The sequence below is a fragment of the Anabaena sp. FACHB-1391 genome (assembly GCF_014696755.1).
Taxonomy (GTDB): Bacteria; Cyanobacteriota; Cyanobacteriia; order Cyanobacteriales; family Nostocaceae; genus Dolichospermum; species Dolichospermum planctonicum.
On sequence record NZ_JACJQS010000047.1, the window covers coordinates 1 to 18,510 of the forward strand.

At 36.8% G+C, this 18,510-nt stretch carries 16 protein-coding genes and 2 rRNA genes; 15 read left to right on the forward strand and 3 right to left on the reverse strand.

What is annotated here, in order from left to right; genetic code table 11:
- The 3 genes from H6F62_RS18130 to H6F62_RS18140 form a co-directional block, all read left to right on the forward strand.
- Positions 1-100, forward strand: a 23S ribosomal RNA gene (locus tag H6F62_RS18130); the annotation flags it as partial.
- Positions 101-360: 260 nt separating this feature from the next.
- Positions 361-478 (forward strand): 5S ribosomal RNA (gene rrf / locus H6F62_RS18135).
- Between the two features lie 188 nt (positions 479-666).
- The gene (locus H6F62_RS18140) at positions 667-2,313 is read left to right on the forward strand and encodes a metallophosphoesterase (RefSeq protein WP_190372636.1); all 1,647 of its coding nucleotides are present in this window, start codon (positions 667-669) and stop codon (positions 2,311-2,313) included.
- An 84-nt stretch (positions 2,314-2,397) separates the two neighbouring features.
- Here the strand turns inward: H6F62_RS18140 and ctpC are convergent, their stop codons facing one another.
- Positions 2,398-3,681, reverse strand: a complete 1,284-nt coding sequence (gene ctpC / locus H6F62_RS18145) for a carboxyl-terminal processing protease CtpC (RefSeq protein WP_137908939.1) — start codon at positions 3,679-3,681, stop codon at positions 2,398-2,400.
- A 364-nt stretch (positions 3,682-4,045) separates the two neighbouring features.
- Between ctpC and H6F62_RS18150 the strand changes: the two genes are divergently transcribed.
- The gene (locus H6F62_RS18150) at positions 4,046-5,740 is read left to right on the forward strand and encodes a bifunctional serine/threonine-protein kinase/formylglycine-generating enzyme family protein (protein ID WP_190372637.1); all 1,695 of its coding nucleotides are present in this window, start codon (positions 4,046-4,048) and stop codon (positions 5,738-5,740) included.
- A 449-nt stretch (positions 5,741-6,189) separates the two neighbouring features.
- Here H6F62_RS18150 and ispG read toward each other — a convergent pair whose 3' ends face one another.
- The gene (ispG, locus tag H6F62_RS18155; RefSeq protein ID WP_137908961.1) at positions 6,190-7,416 is read right to left on the reverse strand and encodes a (E)-4-hydroxy-3-methylbut-2-enyl-diphosphate synthase; all 1,227 of its coding nucleotides are present in this window, start codon (positions 7,414-7,416) and stop codon (positions 6,190-6,192) included.
- Positions 7,417-7,648: 232 nt separating this feature from the next.
- On the opposite strand from ispG, the gene H6F62_RS18160 reads away from it, so the two are divergent.
- From H6F62_RS18160 to rnc, 5 genes are all read left to right on the forward strand, one after another.
- Positions 7,649-7,924, forward strand: coding sequence for a ribbon-helix-helix domain-containing protein (locus H6F62_RS18160; RefSeq protein ID WP_028085049.1), 276 nt, complete (start codon positions 7,649-7,651; stop codon positions 7,922-7,924).
- Positions 7,921-8,265: a type II toxin-antitoxin system PemK/MazF family toxin gene (locus H6F62_RS18165; protein WP_028085048.1), complete on the forward strand. Its 345-nt coding sequence runs from the start codon at positions 7,921-7,923 to the stop codon at positions 8,263-8,265. The genes H6F62_RS18160 and H6F62_RS18165 overlap by 4 nt, the downstream gene beginning before the upstream one ends.
- Before the next feature lie 446 nt (positions 8,266-8,711).
- Positions 8,712-9,305, forward strand: coding sequence for a hypothetical protein (locus H6F62_RS18170; protein ID WP_137908941.1), 594 nt, complete (start codon positions 8,712-8,714; stop codon positions 9,303-9,305).
- Positions 9,306-9,395: 90 nt separating this feature from the next.
- On the forward strand, positions 9,396-10,148 hold the full coding sequence (locus H6F62_RS18175) for a cobalt-precorrin-6A reductase (RefSeq protein ID WP_190372638.1): 753 nt from the start codon (positions 9,396-9,398) through the stop codon (positions 10,146-10,148).
- Between the two features lie 176 nt (positions 10,149-10,324).
- Positions 10,325-11,011 carry a ribonuclease III gene (gene rnc, locus H6F62_RS18180; protein WP_137908943.1) on the forward strand — a complete coding sequence of 229 codons (687 nt, stop codon included), beginning with the start codon at positions 10,325-10,327 and terminating at the stop codon, positions 11,009-11,011.
- A 384-nt stretch (positions 11,012-11,395) separates the two neighbouring features.
- Here the strand turns inward: rnc and H6F62_RS18185 are convergent, their stop codons facing one another.
- A complete protein-coding gene (locus H6F62_RS18185) occupies positions 11,396-12,229 on the reverse strand; it encodes an FAD-binding domain-containing protein (protein WP_137908944.1) in 834 nt (277 codons plus the stop codon).
- A 119-nt stretch (positions 12,230-12,348) separates the two neighbouring features.
- Here H6F62_RS18185 and sipA point away from each other — a divergent pair, with 119 nt between their 5' ends.
- The 6 genes from sipA (at position 12,349) to H6F62_RS18215 (ending at position 18,466) form a co-directional block, all read left to right on the forward strand.
- The gene (gene sipA / locus H6F62_RS18190) at positions 12,349-12,597 is read left to right on the forward strand and encodes a regulatory protein SipA (RefSeq protein ID WP_137908945.1); all 249 of its coding nucleotides are present in this window, start codon (positions 12,349-12,351) and stop codon (positions 12,595-12,597) included.
- Between the two features lie 50 nt (positions 12,598-12,647).
- A complete protein-coding gene (locus H6F62_RS18195) occupies positions 12,648-13,205 on the forward strand; it encodes a peroxiredoxin (protein ID WP_190372639.1) in 558 nt (185 codons plus the stop codon).
- Between the two features lie 188 nt (positions 13,206-13,393).
- Positions 13,394-14,263: a polyphosphate kinase 2 family protein gene (locus H6F62_RS18200; RefSeq protein WP_190372640.1), complete on the forward strand. Its 870-nt coding sequence runs from the start codon at positions 13,394-13,396 to the stop codon at positions 14,261-14,263.
- A 138-nt stretch (positions 14,264-14,401) separates the two neighbouring features.
- On the forward strand, positions 14,402-14,989 hold the full coding sequence (locus H6F62_RS18205) for a chemotaxis protein CheB (protein WP_190372641.1): 588 nt from the start codon (positions 14,402-14,404) through the stop codon (positions 14,987-14,989).
- Between the two features lie 59 nt (positions 14,990-15,048).
- Positions 15,049-16,947 carry a CheR family methyltransferase gene (locus tag H6F62_RS18210; protein ID WP_190372642.1) on the forward strand — a complete coding sequence of 633 codons (1,899 nt, stop codon included), beginning with the start codon at positions 15,049-15,051 and terminating at the stop codon, positions 16,945-16,947.
- Between the two features lie 73 nt (positions 16,948-17,020).
- On the forward strand, positions 17,021-18,466 hold the full coding sequence (locus H6F62_RS18215; protein ID WP_190372643.1) for a cobyrinate a,c-diamide synthase: 1,446 nt from the start codon (positions 17,021-17,023) through the stop codon (positions 18,464-18,466).
- Positions 18,467-18,510 lie beyond the last annotated feature (44 nt).

Here is an 18,510-nt window from a genome sequence, read left to right on the forward strand (position 1 = left end):
GTAGGTAAGGTCACGGGCAGAACACCCGTTAATAGGCTCTATGTGGAAGTACAGTAATGTATGTAGCAAAGGAGTACTAACAGACCGAGGGCTTGACCTCTATATTCTTAATTCTTATTGTGATTTCTCGTTCTCGAATGCAGTCTTCAGGGTTTTGTGAATTTTAGATTTTAGATTTTAGATTTTGGATTATTTGCCAACAATGTAGAAACTAAAAGTTCCAATTTTGGGAATTATAAAAGATTGATAATTAGTTTCTCTAGTTGAGAATAATATCAGTTGTTAAGTTTATGTGAACCATGTTGAATTATTTTCTGCAATCTAAAATCCAAAATCCAAAATCCAAAATCATCAGGCTTTCCTGGTGTCTATGGCGCGGTGGAACCACACTGATCCCTTCCCGAACTCAGAGGTGAAACGCTGCTGCGGCGACGATAGTTTGGGGGTAGCCCCATGTCAAAATAGCTCGATGCCAGGTTTATTTTTTACAATCACATCACCCCCTCTATTTATTTAGTGGGGGTTTTGTTTTTTGACGAGAGTTCAACGGCTGTAGAAGCATTGTCAATACGACTTTATTTTTATTCTTAAATTAATAAGTTAACAGAGCGATCGCCTTTGCGTAATATAGTTATAGCAAACTTGAGTTATTTTGGGCAAATAATCATGAAATCAGCACCAGAATTGCTGACAGACCCATTTTTACAACTACCAACAGCAACATCAGTACAAGTAGTGTGGTTTACCGAGTTTCTTGGTGATCATCATTCAGTCAGTTACGGAGAAAATCTCCAGAAAACTTCCCCAGCCCGTACTACCAAACTCAGCCGCACCAGAGAAGACCAAGAATCACGAGTCGGGAATCAGACTCAAAACGGGCAAATTTACCAAAAACCCGTTCAACGTCATATTTGGCGACATGAAGCCCTAGTAACAGAATTAACTACTGGTGTGCGAGTTCCCTATCGCGTTACCAGTGTCCGGGAAGATGGTCAAAGTGTCAGTAGCGAAGTTTTTACCCTGACAACCACTCCCCAACCGGGAACACCATTAAAAATCCTCCTCACCTCGGACCACCAACTAAAACCCATGACGGCCGCAAACCTACAAAAGGTTGTGGAAACTGTAGGACAAATAGACGGAGTATGGTTTGCGGGTGATTTAGTCAATGTTTCAGACCGCGCTTCTGAATGGTTTGATGATAATCGAGGTAATGCTTTCTTTCCTGGTTTACAAGGTCACGCTAAATATCAGATAGAACATAATGGAGTTAAGGTCACTTATACAGGAGGGAAAATTATTCAAAATGCACCCATGTTTACTTGTATTGGTAATCATGAAGTTATGGGTAGATTTCAAAGAACAGCAAGTTTAGATGATGAATTTAATGATACTATTCCCCGGGAAATTGCTAAAAAATTATCTGGCGAAAAATCCTTAAAAGATCATTCCTTTAATACTGACACTTACGAGGAAATTTTATCTTTACCTGCAAGTCAACCAGGGGGAAAAACCTACTATGCTGTTAGTTTTGGAGATGTGCGTCTTGTTGTTCTTTATGTTACAAATATGTGGCGTAGTCCTAGATTAGATCGAGATACTAAAGGGCGATATCGAGAAGCCGAAAAAGACTTTAATCATCCAGAAAATTGGGGTTATGGACAAATTATTTATGAACCAATTTTTGCAGGTAGTCAACAATATAATTGGCTAAAACAAGAACTTAACAGCCAGGAATTTCAACAAGCAAAATATAAAGTTGTTATGTTCCATCATCCACCGCATACATTGGGTTGTAATATTATTCCACCTTATACTAATCCCATAGGAATAATAGAACACAATGATTTAGGAGAAATCAAATCAATAGATTATCAATATCCCAAAGATCAAGATTATATTATTCGTGATCTTATTCCCTTATTAGAAACTGCTAAAGTGCAATTAGTATTTTATGGACATTCCCACTTATGGAATCGTTTTATCAGTGCTAGTGGAATGCACTTTTTAGAAACATCTAATGTCGGTAACTCTTATGGTGCTGCTTGGGGGGAAAGACAACGAGAAATACCAAATAACTATCAAAAAGATTGTATCGCAATTGGTGATCCTAATGGTTTACAACCGATTGTACCAACTCTTTCGCCCTTATTAGGAGAAGATGGTCAACCACAGCCTTATATTGCCAGTAATGATATTACAGTTTTTAGCATTTTCGACACAGGAACAGGCACAATTAGCAGCTATCTTTTTGATACGAAAAAACCCGATACTGGAGTTGTTAAGTTTGATGAATTTAAGTTGAAATCCTGATTCTTGTCAGGTGATAGGTTTAGATGGTTCATTGGTAGAGACGTTCCATGGAACGTCTTTACTCTACTTTACCTAGATGTTTATTTAATTTTTCCTAATTGTACTTGTATTTTGAGTGGTTTGTTTACCTAATAATTCCACAGCTTTCGCAAATTGAGGATCTGCAAGAGTCCCTAATTTATCCCGTTCACGCAACCATAAATCTTGACGTTGAGCATCAGTCAATTCTACCTTCACATCTGGATCAATACCATGTTTATTAATATCTTTTCCACTGGGAGTATGATATTTAGCAATAGTTACAGCCAAACCCGAACCAGATTTTAAAGGCTGCACAGATTGGACTAAACCCTTACCAAAAGTTTGATTTCCTACTAAAATCGCCCTTTTATTATCTTGTAACGCCCCAGAAAGGATTTCACTAGCACTGGCTGAACCTTTATCTACTAATACTACCAAGGGCTTATTAGTCAAAGCAGAGCCATTTGCTACTTGTTTATCTTGCGTACCCTGGCGGTCAATAGTAAAAACAATAGTGCCTTTATTCATCCACATTTGGGCAATTTCTATACTCGCGTATAGCAAACCTCCGGGATTACTACGTAAGTCTAAAATATATCCAGAAACCTTTTTAGCTTCTAAGTTTTGAATAGCATCTTTCATTTCCTTACTAGCATTGGCGCTGAATTGATTCAAGCGAATATAGCCAATATTACCTGCTGGAGTTTTCTTTTCCGAATAGCGCACAGGATGAATCTCAATTCGCGCTCGTTGGATATCGAATTGTTTTTTCTGACCATTACGCAGAATTGTTAGCTTTACCCTGGTTCCTGCTTTGCCACGAATCAGAGATACTGCATCATTTGTATCCATCCCTTTGGTATTTTTACCATTAATTTCCAGAATAATATCTTTGGCTAAAATACCTGCTTTAAATGCCGGTGTATCTTCAATAGGAGCAATGACAAGCAGTTGTTTAGTTTTTTCATCTTGACTAATAGTTATACCAATACCTGTAAGTTCTCCAGAGGTATCAACTTGTAAATTTTTAAATTCTTCCGGGTTCATAAACCGCGTGTAAGGGTCTTCTAGCTTTTTCAGCATTTCCCGGATGGACTTATAAGCCTCCTTTTCATCAGTATAAGACTTGTTTAAGTATTCCTGACGAACAGCTTGCCAATCTAGCTGATTAAAAGTTCCATCTACGTATCGGTAGTTAATAATCTGCCAAACTTCATCTACTAAATCCTTGTGACTGTCTTTAAATGAAGCTTTACCAATGGAGTGAATGCCAAGACTAGTAATAACGATTGTAGAAAGCGTTACTACTGTAGCACTTAAAACCAGCTTACTCTTTGTAATTACCATAATGACAACTGTGTCAAAGAAAAAAAATATATGTCAAGTATGACTAATCTAACACAACGATTGGTAATTAGTAATTGATAATTGCTAATTAGTCGTTATTTGCGTATATTACTAGACTGATGAGTAATTAACAAGCACAGAAGCTAGGGAATAGCAATTCCCAATTCAAGATTTTATGCTACTGAAGGCCTTACAGCCAGAAGACTTGACAATTCTTCATAATTTAGGCAATTGATCTGATGGTTTTAACCCGATACGTCTTGTTAGCAAAGCATGGCCTTGGCCATTTCTGACTTGAGAAAAATCAGAGTTATTAACTAAAATTGTTTAGTATAATTATCCTTAGATTTACCAAGTATCTACCATGAGTCAATGTCTTAATCCCACCTGTCTTCATCAAAATCCCCAAGGTACTAGCTTTTGTCAAAAATGTGGTGGTAAAATTATTCTAGATGATCGTTATCGTCCCATTAAGTTTCTCGGAGAAGGTGGTTTTGGCAGAACATTTCAAGCAATAGATGAAAAAAGATTAAATACTCCCTGCGTTATCAAACAATTCTTACCCCAACAAGCTGGAAGTGCGGCTTTACAAAAAGCCACCGAATTATTTCAACAAGAAGCCAAAAGACTCCAAGAATTAGGAAAACATCCGCAAATACCAGATTTAGAAGCCTTCTTTCCCCAAGATGGTAGACTTTATTTAGTGCAAGACTTTATTGATGGTCAAAACCTATTAGAAGAGTTTCAAAATCAAGGTAAATTAAAAGAACCACAAATCAGAATTATCCTCACAGAATTATTGCCAGTTTTGCAATTTATCCATGACAATCAAGTTATTCATCGAGATATAAAACCCGAAAATATTATTAGAAGTAAAACCGGTCAATTATTTCTAATTGATTTTGGCGTTTCCAAAGAAACAAGTGGAACTATTTTAACTAGAGTGGGGACTACAGTAGGTACTCCTGGATACGCGCCACCAGAACAGTTTCGGGGTATGGTTTATCATAGTAGTGATCTCTATAGTTTAGCTGTTACCTGTGTCAGATTATTGACGGGACATTTTCAAGAAGCTGATGGTGCAGATGAATTATTTGATACCAGAAAAATGCAATGGCAATGGCAAAAATATGTTTCTTTAAGTCAGGAATTAACAACGGTATTAGAAATCATGTTACAGGATATTCCTGTTAAACGTTATCAATCAGCCACAGAAGTTTTAGCCGCATTAGCAAATAAAAAAACAGGAGTTATTCCCACAGCCACAAACCCACCCAAACCACCAGCAAATATTAACGTAAATATCAATCCCCAATCATCATTTACCGAAGATTTAGGAAATGGTGTTAAATTAGAAATGATCGCCATACCGGGAGGAACTTTCTGGATGGGTTCACCGGCAAATGAGGCAAAAAGACATGATGATGAAGGTCCCCAACATCAAGTTACAGTTCCCAGCTTTTTTATGGGCAAATATCCCTTGACACAGGCACAATATCAAGCTATTATGGGGCATAATCCCTCTTACTTCAAAGGCAATAACCGCCCAGTTGAAACTGTCAGCTGGGATGATGCGGTTACATTCTGTCGAAAGTTAAGCCAAAGGACAGGAAAAAACTACAGATTACCTAGTGAAGCAGAATGGGAATATGCTTGTAGAGCCGGGACAAAAACGCCATTCTCTTTTGGTGACAACATCACCACGGATTTAGTAAACTACAATGGTAATTATCCCTATAAGTCCGCACCTAAAGGTAAATATCGCCAACAAACTACAGATGTAGGAACTTTTCCCCCTAACGCTTTTGGCTTGTACGATATGCACGGGAATGTGTGGGAGTGGTGTGAAGATGACTGGCATGAAAATTATATAAACGCACCTATAAATGGTAGTGCTTGGAAAAATCAAAGCGGTAGTAATATAAAGTTACTTCGCGGCGGTTCTTGGTATTACTTTGCCAGGTACTGTCGGTCTGCGCTTCGCCTTAAGGATTCGCGCGGCCTTTCTTATCGCCTCTACGGTTTTCGACTTGCGGTTTCTCTACTTGCTACTGAGTAGCACTTTATACTATTGCTCTTTTCCCCTCTGCTCTTTTTTTCTTTCTCAACCTCTTATCTCAAAATAGAATTAGTAGATAATCGTTTTTGGAATCCTAGAATAGAATTAGGTTTGGGTATGGGCTGAACAGGAAAGACAAAAAACAGAAAGATTAATTGCTCAATTAAGATCATTGGGTGTAGAACCTGATTTAGAGTAATAGGAATATTATTAATATTAATATTCTGCGGGCAAGATGCCCGCACCACAGGAAACTTTTGGGTATTGTTTTTTATTGGCAAGTTCTTAATTATGAAAATCCTCAAATCCTGTAAATCTTGATCCTGACAAAGAAATCAAAAATCATTTTTTACCCCTTCCCCCTCAAGAATTATTAACTTTCTTTGCAGTTAGTTTAAAAAAATAAGTAATCTAATCTAACAGGGGGACAGAAGTAAAAGTTTGATAAATTAAGGTTCTACCCAACGTCCGTCTGCTTTAATCAGATTAATCAACTCTTCTACCCCTTGGGTTTCGGGAACTTTTTTAATTTCTTCCCGACCACGATATAGAGAAATGTAACCGGGGGTTTTACCAACATAACCATAGTCAGCGTCTGCCATTTCTCCAGGTCCATTGACAATACAACCCATCACAGCAATATCTAACCCAGTTAAATGTTTGGTGGCTTCTCTAACTGTATGCAGCACTTCCTCTAAATTAAATAAAGTCCGTCCACAAGAAGGACAAGCGACATATTCAACCATTGTTTTCCGCAAACCTAAAGCTTGCAGAATGCTGTAACAAACGGGAATTTCTTTTTCTGGTGCTTCTGTCAAAGATACACGAATTGTATCACCAATGCCGTCAGCTAGTAATGTGGCAATACCGGCGGTGGATTTAATTCTACCATATTCTCCATCCCCTGCTTCGGTCACGCCTAGATGGAGAGGATAGTCCATACCCAAATCATCCATACGTTTGGCCATAAGACGATATGCAGCCACCATGACAGGAACTCGTGAGGCTTTCATGGAGATGACGACATTATGAAAATCCAAAGATTCACAAATGCGGATAAACTCTATGGCAGATTCTACCATGCCTTCTGGTGTGTCCCCATAGGTAAATAACATTCTTTCCGCTAAAGAACCATGATTTACGCCAATTCGCATGGCTTTACCTTGATCACGCAAGGAAATTACCAGCGGAGCTAAAGTTTCACGGATTTTTTCACCAATTTCGTCAAATTCAGCTTTTGTATATTCGGTGCGGCTGGTATTGGGTTTTTCAAATACATACAAGCCTGGATTAATTCGCACTTTTTCAATATGCTTGGCGACTTCTAAGGCGATTTTCATACCATTGTGATGGACATCAGCCACAATTGGTACATCACGATAAGTTTGAATTAATTTCTGTTTAATTTCTGCCAATGCTTTAGCGTGTCCAAGACTGGGGACTGTAACACGGACAATTTCGCAGCCTATTTCATGAAGACGACGAATACCGGCTACAGAACCGTCAATATCTAGGGTGTCTTCATTGATCATTGACTGTACCACCACTGGGTATCCACCCCCAATGATCACATCCCCCACTTTGACAGCGCGGGTTTTGCGGCGTTTAATAGTGGTATCAAAGGCTGGTTGACTAGATGTAGTGTTGCTAATTTCCAGAGTTGACAGAGTTTGCATAATCCCAACAGGTAGATTTTCTGTAATTAAAATATCAGATCGCCAGAGGTTATACTTCTCAGATTGCCACAATTGGTGGTGTTTTAGGTGATAAATTAGAAAAGTATCCGGGAAAATTGAGAATAAACAATTGAGAACGACTAATTTTTAATTTTTAATTTTTAATTTTGTGTGATGCGGAAAACGATATGATATAAGGCATCACTTCAGTCATCAAAATAATGAACGCGCCATGAAAACAGAAACCGTTCGCACGACGTTAACCATTCCCAGAGAACTCCTAGAAGCCACAGATAAAGCGGTTATGGAAGGAAAAGCTAAAAATCGCAATGATTTTGTCGCCCAGGCTTTACGAAGGGAACTAGCCATACAGAAGCGTTCTGAAATTGATGCCGCATTGGCAGAAATGGCTAATGATCCAGATTATCAGGCTGAAGTCCTAAAACTAGAGGTAGAATTTGCTACAGCCCAGTGGGAGGCGTTGCAGTTAGGGGAATCTCCAAGATGAGAAGGGGTGAGGTGTATGATGCTCGTTTAGAAACGACTGAAGGCTCAGAACAAGGAGGAACTCGTCCAGTGATTATTGTTAGTCGTGATGTGATTAATCTATCCAGCCCAGTAGTTTTAGCAGTACCCTGTACCACCTATCAAGACGGGAAGCGAGTTTACCCCACTCAAGTTTTAATTTTAGCACCAGATGGCGGTCTCAAGAAGGACTCGATCGCAATGGCAGATCAGGTGCGGGTATTATCTAAGACCCGCTTTTTGCGCTTACGAGGTGTACTTTCGGAAGTTGTCATGGCACATCTGGAACAAGCTTTGTTAATTGCGTTAGATTTACCAGGGTGATGTGTAATTAAAATTACACTTGATCCCTAGGAGACTTTACCGCTAAAAAGGGGATAAAGCGAAAATTTGCGTGGAGAATTGCGGATTAATAAGTGCTGTATACGACAAAATCCCCGCTCCACGTATTTCGGGAACTTACTCAACAGGTAGATGAAAGTGAGCGGATTTTGGCTGAATATGAAATCATATCCTGATCAAGAAGTGAAAATCTGCGCCAGTTTCCCTACATGATATCGTCAATTTAAAAAAATAAAACTTATACTCAACATTAAAGTAGATCTGTTGCACAATTGTTTCTGTGGTATGATAAATAGTTTTAGGTTTTATGTATCTTTGGGTGTTCTTTGCGGTTGTAAATTCAACCATAGCGGTGTAATTATAACTTTTATCTAAAATTAAGCAAACCTCCAAGTATAACATAAAATTAATTATTTCAGAGGTCTAGTATGTCTGAACCAGTAAAAATATCAAAGAATTTAACACAACATTCTCCAGAAAAAGACCGAGAAGAAAAATTGATGAATGAAGTGCTTATATTGATAAAAACTTTAGTTTATAATGAAGAAATCACAATTAAGTTGCTTATAGATTGTTTATATGATATCGGTGTCACCAATTTAATTAACCAAAAGTTTCAGTTGGGAACTCTCAATAAAACTCTGAAATTTATGACCAAAATATCTAAACCAGCGGTGAAAATATTGGCTTGGAAATGGGTTAAAACTAATTGTCCTCAGTTGATTACTGGATGGTTAAAAAGTAAAGTTGCATTTCCTAAAGAGGAAGCACTAAAAATAGAGGTGGTGGTAGAAAATGAACCTGAAAATATAGCTGCTAGTTCCCAGATTATAGATCAAAATCAGGTCAAACGTCTGAATTTTCAGGTAAAATTGCTAATAAGTCTTTTAATAGCTGTGCTGACAATATTTACTGGTAGTTCGATTTGGTTATTAGTTGCATTACAACAATCTCATGTCCAAACCGTGGAAAAATTACAAAACCAAGTTAAAACTCTAGAATCTAGTCTGAATCAACATTAGTTATTCAAGGTGAAAAACATCATAGTAGGTGCAAATTTATTTTAAGCAGTAAATAGTAAACATCCAAAGTTCAAAGTTAACAAAATTGATATGTTGCGCGTTTTAATTTTAGGTGGGATTGGTGATGCGGTTGAGTTGGCTGCTAAGGTAGCAAATATTCACGGTATTGAGGCGATCGCCTCTTTAGCTGGTAGTACCCGTAAACCTACCCTTCCCCTTGGTAATGTGAGGATTGGCGGTTTTGGTGGTGTAGCGGGATTGACTACTTATCTCCGAGAAATGCACATTGATTTATTAATTGATGCTACCCATCCTTTCGCTGATCAGATTTCTGCAAATGCAGCCATAGCCGCAGAGGAAGTGGGTATTCCGCGATTAATGGTAATTCGTCCACCTTGGCAAAAATTAGAGGGTGATAACTGGTTAGAAGTGGAAAATAATCTGGCCGCAGCAGCAGCCTTATCAAATCAATCTCAACGAGTATTTTTAACAATTGGTAGACAAGAAATTGCTACTTTTGCAAAGTTAGCAGAAATTTGGTTTTTAATGCGGATGATTGATCCCCCAGATGCCAATGCCATAGTACCACCTGGTTTGATCATAAGCGATCGCGGTCCTTTTAATTTAGAAAAGGAACAGGAAATTTTACTCAAATACAATATAGATACTATTGTGAGCAAAAATAGCGGTGGTAGTGCCACATATCCTAAAATTATCGCCGCCCGGAAACTAGGTATAAAAGTTGTGATGGTAAAACGTCCACCTATACCCCCAGGAGAACAAGTTCCAGATGTAGAAAGTGCTGTAAAATGGCTTTTGAATCTGACGGGGAGAGAAAAATAGTGGTGTTTGATTACTGAATCAATACTGCATTAATTTTAATTTATCTAATTAAAGCGGACAGGATGTCCGCACCACAAGAGCCATACCACAAGAGCCATCTAAGGATTCTACAAACTGCACTTAGTGGTTTTTTCATTTTCAACATAGTTTTTCAACATAGTTAATATATAAAACAAATGCACAAACTTCTCACATTTAATAATGAAACACTTCTGCGTCAAGCGCTTACCCACCGTTCTTATGTCAATGAGAACCCAGGAGAAGGGGAACACAATGAACGCTTAGAATTTCTTGGTGATGCCATACTCAATTTTATCAGTGGACAATATCTTTATTGTCGTTATCCCCAAAAAGGAGAGGATGAATTAACTCGTCTGCGTTCTGCATTAGTAGAAGAAAAACAATTAGCAAAATTCGCCCTTGAAGTAGGTATAGAATTGAGAATGAGATTAGGAAAAGGGACAATTAGAGATGGAGGTTTTCAAAATCCTAACTTACTCAGTAGCACCTTTGAAGCAGTAATTGGTGCTTATTATTTAGATCACAATTGTGATGTTGACACAGTTCGCGCTATTGTTGAACCATTATTTGATTCTGCATCAAAACATATTGTTGAAACTCGCTCAAATGTAGACTCTAAAAACCAATTGCAAGAATGGGTACAAAGGGAAGTCACTTTAAATCCTCCTAAATATGTAACAGAACATATAGGTGGTCCATCTCACGCCCCAGAATTTATCGCTAAGGTATTAATTGATGGAAAAGAATATGGTGAAGGTAAAGGACGTAGCAAAAAAGATGCAGAAAAAGCTGCTGCTGAAGACGCACTAGCTAAATTAAAAAAACGAGGTTTACTAACTTAATCAATTGGGTATTACTAACGAGGTTCTGATCATCTAAAAACCCGATCAAGATTGACCGGGTTATAGTGAATTTGCAGCTTTCAAATGATTAAAGTAAAGTAAGTGAATCTAAGTTACTAAAGGTGGACTAGTGGGAACACAAACACAGCATCTCTACGTCTTTCCGCTCTGGGATTTGGCCTCGCCACTCACAATTGGCTACTTGCCACTTGATCATCAATAATGCTGTAATTTGCTGGGCTGATGACAGGGGACACTAGATCATTCGCCCTTTTTGGTTGGTTTCTTATCTGTTTGGTGTCCTATGGATTTAATATATCATTTGATTTTGCTGGTGGAATCTGTTCTTTACATTTATTAACAAAACACAGGTAAGGAAAGTGCTTATTTGCGTTTAGTTCCTTTTTGCCAGGTTTGATTATGATGTTGTTTACTAAATTCCGCTTTGGGAAAAAGTCGCTGTTCTATTTGTTCATAACTTCCTTCAAAGTCACACTTACCTAAATAAGGACACTGATGACAATAAACTCCCTTTGTGTAACGTTGCAAATTCTCGCGGTTGAAAAAATAGGGTTTGTGACTAAATGTACTTGCTACCCATTGCCATGACATATTGTTACTTGCTGGATCACCGTCGAGTAAATGTTGCAAAAACCACTTTGCGCCGGCTTGCCATTCCACCCGTCGCCAATGAATAATATAAGCTGCTAACCACATTCTAATATGATTGTGGAGATAGCCAGTGGTTCGCAATTCCTGACTAAAGCTGTCAATGCAAACTAACCCTGTAGTTCCAGTGGTGATATCTTCTGGTAATTTGGCTGTATAGTCTGTGGGTAGATAACCGGTTTTATATTCTTCCTGATTTTGCCAAATCCGGTCTTCCAGTTTAACATATAATCTCTGCCAGTAGTCACGCCAAGCTAATTCCTGAATCAATTTATTAGCATCATCTGGGTTGTCAACTCGTTTGAGTACATATTCTCGAATTTCTCCCAAACTTAAAACACCATGACGAATATAAGCTGATAATTTAGTAACATTACCATCTAAAAAATTCCGTGTTTTTGCATAAGCTACCGGATCAATTTTTCTGAGTGCTTCCTCCGCTGCTTTCCTTCCCCCTGGAATATTACTAACATGATCATCTGCTGCTTGGGGAAACTGTTCCCGCAGGTATGTAACTAATTCACTTCTGTTTTTAAAATCACGTAACATAATTTTCTAGATATGTTTTCTTGAGTGTTGTATAATTGAAGTTTGATTTAGTCTCACGCTAAAGCGCAAAGACGCAAAGTTAACCGCTTGCAAAATTATGGAATACAAATTATTACAAAATGTCCCCACAATTCCCAATTGGTAGTAAAGTCCGTGTGGTATGCTTACCACCATACCTGAAAACTGCTGAACCTATGCCTATGTTACGTCCTGCTGATGTCATTCACATTGGGGAAGAAGGTATAGTTATTGACTGTCGCCCTGGTGGTTATTGGGGTGTCCGCTTTACTAGAGGGGCTTTTCTCATAGATAGCCAATACATTGAAAGTATTGAAAAACCACCGGAATCTGATTCAGATGCAAAATAGGGGACGAGAAGAATGTAAACTTATATTAAGTTATGTTTCTGGTTTAAACCATGATTTCCCGTCGCACTTTTCTGAGCATTTTATTTGCTACTTGTTTAGCTGTGATTAATTGGTTGAATTTTACACCCAATGCTCAAGCTTTAGGCGGTAAATTACCGACAATTAATCAACTAGCCCCAGAATTTACTTTACCAACTAATACAGGCAATGGTAAAATCTCTTTGGCTGATTTTCGCGGTCAGTGGGTAGTTCTCTATTTTTACCCTCAAGATTTTACTTCTGGTTGTACTATTGAAGCTCGACGTTTTCAGCAAGACCTATCTAAGTACATTGAGAAAAATACTCAAGTTATTGGTATCAGTGCTGACGATGTTGATTCTCATGCGGAATTTTGTGATTCCGAAGGGTTAAAATTTCCTTTGTTAGCTGATACTACGGGAACAGTTAGTAAGGCTTATGGTTCTTGGATGAATTTTTTCTCTATGCGCCATAGTTTTATTATTGATCCTCAAGGGATTTTACGCGCAACTTTTGTCAAGGTTAATCCTAGTATTCACAGTACGGAAGTTTTAGCGGAGTTAACCAAATTACAATCTTCTGTTTCTTAGAAGTCAGGAAATAAAATATTATTTTTTTGATTTTTTTGATTTTTTTGACTCCCTCTCTCTGCGGTTTCAGGGTTTTTTATCTAACCGCAGAGGCGCGGAGGACGCGGAGGAGGAAGGTTATATTTAGGTTGTTTTGGGATTTTTTAGGATTAAGTTTAAAGGTTTTATAGGAGTGCTAATTTTTTTCAATGAATCATGATCCTTATATTGTTAAACCAGGTTCTCAAATTTCTTTGGTCAAGGATTATAACCCAGGTTATAAGTGTGAATTTCATCAAAAAGGTGATGCTGTCAGAAAATTAAAGGCGGGTATTTTACAGTTAGCTAAGTATCAAGATATTCTCTATGCTCAAAATAATTATTCTTTGTTGATTATTTTTCAGGCTATGGATGCTGCTGGTAAAGATAGTACCATTAAACACGTTATGTCTGGTGTCAATCCCCAAGGATGTCAGGTATTTAGTTTTAAAGCACCCAGTGAAGAAGAGTTAGATCATGATTATTTATGGCGCTCAATGAGGGCTTTACCCGAAAGGGGAAGAATTGGTATTTTTAATCGTTCTTATTATGAGGAATTACTCATAGTGCGTGTACATCCAGAAATTCTTAAAAAACAACAATTACCCATTTTTCCTAAAGGTGATCAAATATGGAAACAGCGTTTTGAGGAAATTAATAATTTTGAAAAATATTTGGTCAATAATGGTGTGATTGTTCTCAAGTTTTTTCTCAATGTCTCTAAGTCGGTACAAAGAAAGCGGTTTTTGGAACGCATTGACTCACCAGAAAAAAATTGGAAGTTTTCTACTAGTGATTTACAAGAACGCTTTTTCTGGAATGATTATATGAATGCTTATGAAGAAGTCTTTAACCACACTAGCACGGAATTTGCTCCTTGGTATATTGTCCCGGCTGATCGCAAGTGGTTTACAAGATTAATAGTAGCAGATATTATTTGCCAAAAGTTACAAGAATTAAATTTACAATACCCAAAAATCAGTGAAGAATATAAACGAAAATTATCGGAAGCAAAAAAGGCTTTAGAAGCAGAAAGTTAGGCTCTTCGATTTACCAATTACCCATTACCGATTTCAATTCACACAACGCCGAAAATTTTATCTATCAATAGATAGATAAAATGAATGAGAAATTTTGATACTTTATAATAGGGGTTAAATCATCTATTTAAAGTAAATATGTCAAATCTTCCTAATTTTGATATTGTGGCTGTTGCGGCTTCTGCTGGGGGGTTGACGGCGCTAATTGAGGTCTTGACTGATTTACCGACGGATTTCAAAGCAGCTATTGTTATCGTTCAACATTTAGATCCTCGTCACCCCTCCCTCATGGCGGAAATTCTCAGTCGTCGCACTGTGTTAAAGGTAATACAGGCTAATGAAGGAGATAAACTGACTCCTGGAACTGTTTATATTGCTCCTCCTAATAATCATTTGTTGGTTAATGGTGAAGGTAAAGTTTCTTTATCTCAGTCGGAAATGGTGCATTTTCTCCGTCCTTCCGCTGATTTATTGTTTGAGTCTGTGGCCGCAAGTTATCAAGCAAGGGCTATTGCAGTTGTATTATCTGGAACTGGTACGGATGGAGCGATGGGCGTGGAAGCAATTAAAAAAATGGGTGGTACGGTAATTGTTCAAGATGCGAAAACTGCTGAATTTCCGGGAATGCCAGCTGCTGCTATTAAAACTGGTAATGTAGATTTTATCCTACCTTTGGCAGAAATTTCCCTGGCCTTACGAACTTTGATCATGTCTGGTACTAGTTGATAAATTTAGGTTATTATCAATAACTTACCATCCAGAATAGCTACATCTCTATTGATTCTATGAACCTTCCACATAAAGACGTTGATTTTGAAAATCTTTTGCAATATTTAAGAAATAACCGAGGCTTTGATTTCACAGGTTATAAGCGTTCTACTTTAATGCGTCGTGTTACTAAACAGATGCAGTATTTAAACATAGAAAATTTTGCTAATTATCAAGATTATTTAGAAGTTCATCCCGATGAATTTAAAGCTTTATTTAATACTATTTTAATTAATGTAACTGCTTTTTTTCGTGACCCTCTAGCTTGGGAATATTTAGCTAAGGAAATTATTCCCAATATTCTTGAAAATAAACAAAAAAATGAACAAGTTAGAATCTGGAGTGCTGGTTGTGCTTCGGGAGAAGAAGCTTATACTTTAGCCATAATTTTAGCGGAAATATTAGGAATTGAGGATTTTCGTCATCGCGTAAAAATCTACGCTACAGATATAGATGAGGAAGCCTTAAACCAAGCACGTCAAGCTAGTTATTCGGCCAGAAATATTCACGCTGTCCCATTGGAACTGCGGGATAAATACTTTGATTTAAGCAATGAAAAATATATTTTTCAGCAAGATCTACGTCGTGCTGTGATTTTTGGTCGTCATGATTTACTTCAGGATGCACCAATTTCTCGTTTAGATTTATTGGTTTGTCGTAATACTTTAATGTATTTCAACTCGGAAACCCAAGGACGCATTATCAATCGTTTTCATTTTGCTCTTAATGATCATGGTTATCTGTTTTTAGGAAAAGCAGAAATGTTAATCACTCATACTAATTTATTTACACCTATAAATTTAAAAGATCGTATTTTTGCAAAAGTATCTTTGGGAAATATCCGCAATCGTCAATTAGTAATGGCTAATTTACAAAATCAAGAATCAGCTAATGTGTCTCAAGAAATTCGAGTTAGAGAATTAGCTTTTGATACAGCATCTAACGCTCAGATTGTGATTAATAATCAGGGAATTTTAATCATGATTAATGAACAAGCTCGAAATTTATTTAATTTAACACTTAAAGATATCAATCGCCCTTTTCAAGATTTAGAATTATCTTATAGACCTCTAGAATTGCGATCGCTCATTGAGCAAGTATATAATGAACGTCATCCAATTACATTAACTAATATTGAACGTTATCAGCCTAATTCAGAAACTCAGTATTTAGATGTGCGGATTATTCCCTTGCAAGATACTGATCAAACCATTCTCGGTGTAACAGTTACTTTTAATGATATTAGCCGTTATATAAAATTGCAATCAGCATTGCAACGCTCTCGACAAGAATTGGAAACTACAAATGAAGAATTGCAATCTACAAATGAAGAATTGGAGACTACAAATGAAGAATTGCAATCTACAAATGAAGAATTGGAGACTACTAATGAAGAATTGCAATCTACAAATCAAGAAATGGAGACTATGAATGAAGAATTGCATTCCGCTAATGAACAACTGCGAGCAATTAACCAGGAACTTAGCAATCGTACCTATGAACTAGATCGGACTAATACCTTTATGTCTTCCATTTTGAGTTGTCTGCAAATGGGAATGGTTGTAATAGATACTAATTTTAATATTTTAATTTGGAATCATGCGGTTGAAGATATGTGGGGTTTACGTCAAGAGGAAGTAATTAACAAATCTTGGTTTAGTTTAGATATTGGTTTACCTGTAGAACAATTGCGAGTTCCAATTCGTGATATAGTATCTAATAAAAAGAAATTTCAGGAAGTATTGATCAATGGTACTAATCGTCGCGGTAAACAAATTCGATGTTATATTGCTTTTAGTCCCTTGTTCGGCGATAATGTGGAAGGTATTATCATGATGATGACGGATACTGAAAAAATTAATAGTATGATTTCTCCTGCGGAAATTGAACAAAGACAACAAGAAAGAGAAAAATGAAAATAAATTAATTTTTACCAGTTGTTTGAACTTTGATTTTGAACTTTGATTTTGAACTTTGATTTTGTAATCTATGTCTATAATTATTGCTGGAGAAAGAAGCGGAGTCGGAAAAACAACAGTTACACTTACCCTTTTAGCATCTTTACGTCGTCGTGGTCTGAATATACAATCTTTTAAAGTAGGACCTGATTATATTGATCCTATGTTTCATGAATATGTTACTGGTCTTCCTTGTCGAAATTTAGATCCGGTATTAACTTCAGAAAGTTATGTTCAACAATGCTTTAATTATCATTCTTGCCAAAGTGAGTATAATTTAATTGAAGGAGTAATGGGTTTATTTGATGGTATTGGAAATTTATCGGACTTTGCTAGTACCGCACATATTGCTAGATTATTAGACATACCGATAATATTAGTAATTGATTGTAGTCGTTTATCCGGTTCTGTAGCTGCAATTGCTCATGGTTATTCTTCCTTAGATCCAAGAATTAAAATTGCTGGTTTAATCTTAAATAGAGTAGGAAGTGAACGACATTTATCATTATTAAAAGCATCTCTTGTATCTCTAAAATTACCAATTTTGGGTGTATTAAAAAGACAGGACAATATTACCATTCCTGACCGTCATCTGGGCTTAATTCCCACCGCAGAATTACCAAAATTAGATCAAATAATTGATAGTTTAGCTGATTTAGGAGATATTTATTTTGATTGGGAGCAACTTTTACCGCTTTTAAAATCATCATCTTTATCAAGTTCCAAATCAAGTTCCAATATCTCACCCTTAATAAAGGGAGAGTTAGGGAGGAGTGTAGTTGTTCCTAAATCTGAAATACTCTGTAAAATTGCTGTAGCACGAGATCAAGCCTTTAATTTTTACTATCAAGATAACTTAGATTTATTAGAGAAATTAGGTGCAGAATTAGTATTTTGGAGTCCATTAAATGATGATCAATTACCAAAAGATATCCAAGGAATGTATTTTGGTGGAGGTTTTCCCGAAGTATTTGCATCACAATTAGCTGCAAATGTTAACTTAATTCAAGAAGTGAAAAATGCGATTTTAGGAGGAATACCGACAATTGCAGAATGTGGAGGATTAATGTATTTATGTGAGCAGATTATTGATTTTGATGGTAAAACTTGGCCAATGGTAGGAATATTACCAACTTTAGCGCAAATGGATAAAAAATTAACTTTGGGATATCGTCGCGCAGTAGTTTTAGAAAACACCTTTTTAATTGATATGAACACAAGTATTTTTGGTCATGAATTTCATCGTTCTCATTTAATAACTAATAACTCAAAACCATTGTTTAATACCTATCGTTATGACTGTGATGAAAATACAGGTTTTGAAGGTTGGGGTTTACCTAATGTCCATGCTTCTTATATTCATCAACATTGGGGAGAAAGTCAAGACATTCCTCAAAGATTTATTCAAGAATGTTTAAAAAATAAACATTTTCCTGGTTCTGTCAAGCATGAACATAGGGAAATTCACCCCAGATAAATCTGGACTTTATTGGAGTAATAAATAGGAGATTAAAAATTAAT

Coding starts and splice junctions, on each gene's coding strand:
- H6F62_RS18140 (WP_190372636.1), top strand. CDS start 667: ATGAAATCAGCACCAGAATTGCTGACAGACCCATTTTTACAACTACCA.
- ctpC (WP_137908939.1), bottom strand. CDS start 3,681: ATGGTAATTACAAAGAGTAAGCTGGTTTTAAGTGCTACAGTAGTAACG.
- H6F62_RS18150 (WP_190372637.1), top strand. CDS start 4,046: ATGAGTCAATGTCTTAATCCCACCTGTCTTCATCAAAATCCCCAAGGT.
- ispG (WP_137908961.1), bottom strand. CDS start 7,416: ATGCAAACTCTGTCAACTCTGGAAATTAGCAACACTACATCTAGTCAA.
- H6F62_RS18160 (WP_028085049.1), top strand. CDS start 7,649: ATGAAAACAGAAACCGTTCGCACGACGTTAACCATTCCCAGAGAACTC.
- H6F62_RS18165 (WP_028085048.1), top strand. CDS start 7,921: ATGAGAAGGGGTGAGGTGTATGATGCTCGTTTAGAAACGACTGAAGGC.
- H6F62_RS18170 (WP_137908941.1), top strand. CDS start 8,712: ATGTCTGAACCAGTAAAAATATCAAAGAATTTAACACAACATTCTCCA.
- H6F62_RS18175 (WP_190372638.1), top strand. CDS start 9,396: ATGTTGCGCGTTTTAATTTTAGGTGGGATTGGTGATGCGGTTGAGTTG.
- rnc (WP_137908943.1), top strand. CDS start 10,325: ATGCACAAACTTCTCACATTTAATAATGAAACACTTCTGCGTCAAGCG.
- H6F62_RS18185 (WP_137908944.1), bottom strand. CDS start 12,229: ATGTTACGTGATTTTAAAAACAGAAGTGAATTAGTTACATACCTGCGG.
- sipA (WP_137908945.1), top strand. CDS start 12,349: ATGTCCCCACAATTCCCAATTGGTAGTAAAGTCCGTGTGGTATGCTTA.
- H6F62_RS18195 (WP_190372639.1), top strand. CDS start 12,648: ATGATTTCCCGTCGCACTTTTCTGAGCATTTTATTTGCTACTTGTTTA.
- H6F62_RS18200 (WP_190372640.1), top strand. CDS start 13,394: ATGAATCATGATCCTTATATTGTTAAACCAGGTTCTCAAATTTCTTTG.
- H6F62_RS18205 (WP_190372641.1), top strand. CDS start 14,402: ATGTCAAATCTTCCTAATTTTGATATTGTGGCTGTTGCGGCTTCTGCT.
- H6F62_RS18210 (WP_190372642.1), top strand. CDS start 15,049: ATGAACCTTCCACATAAAGACGTTGATTTTGAAAATCTTTTGCAATAT.
- H6F62_RS18215 (WP_190372643.1), top strand. CDS start 17,021: ATGTCTATAATTATTGCTGGAGAAAGAAGCGGAGTCGGAAAAACAACA.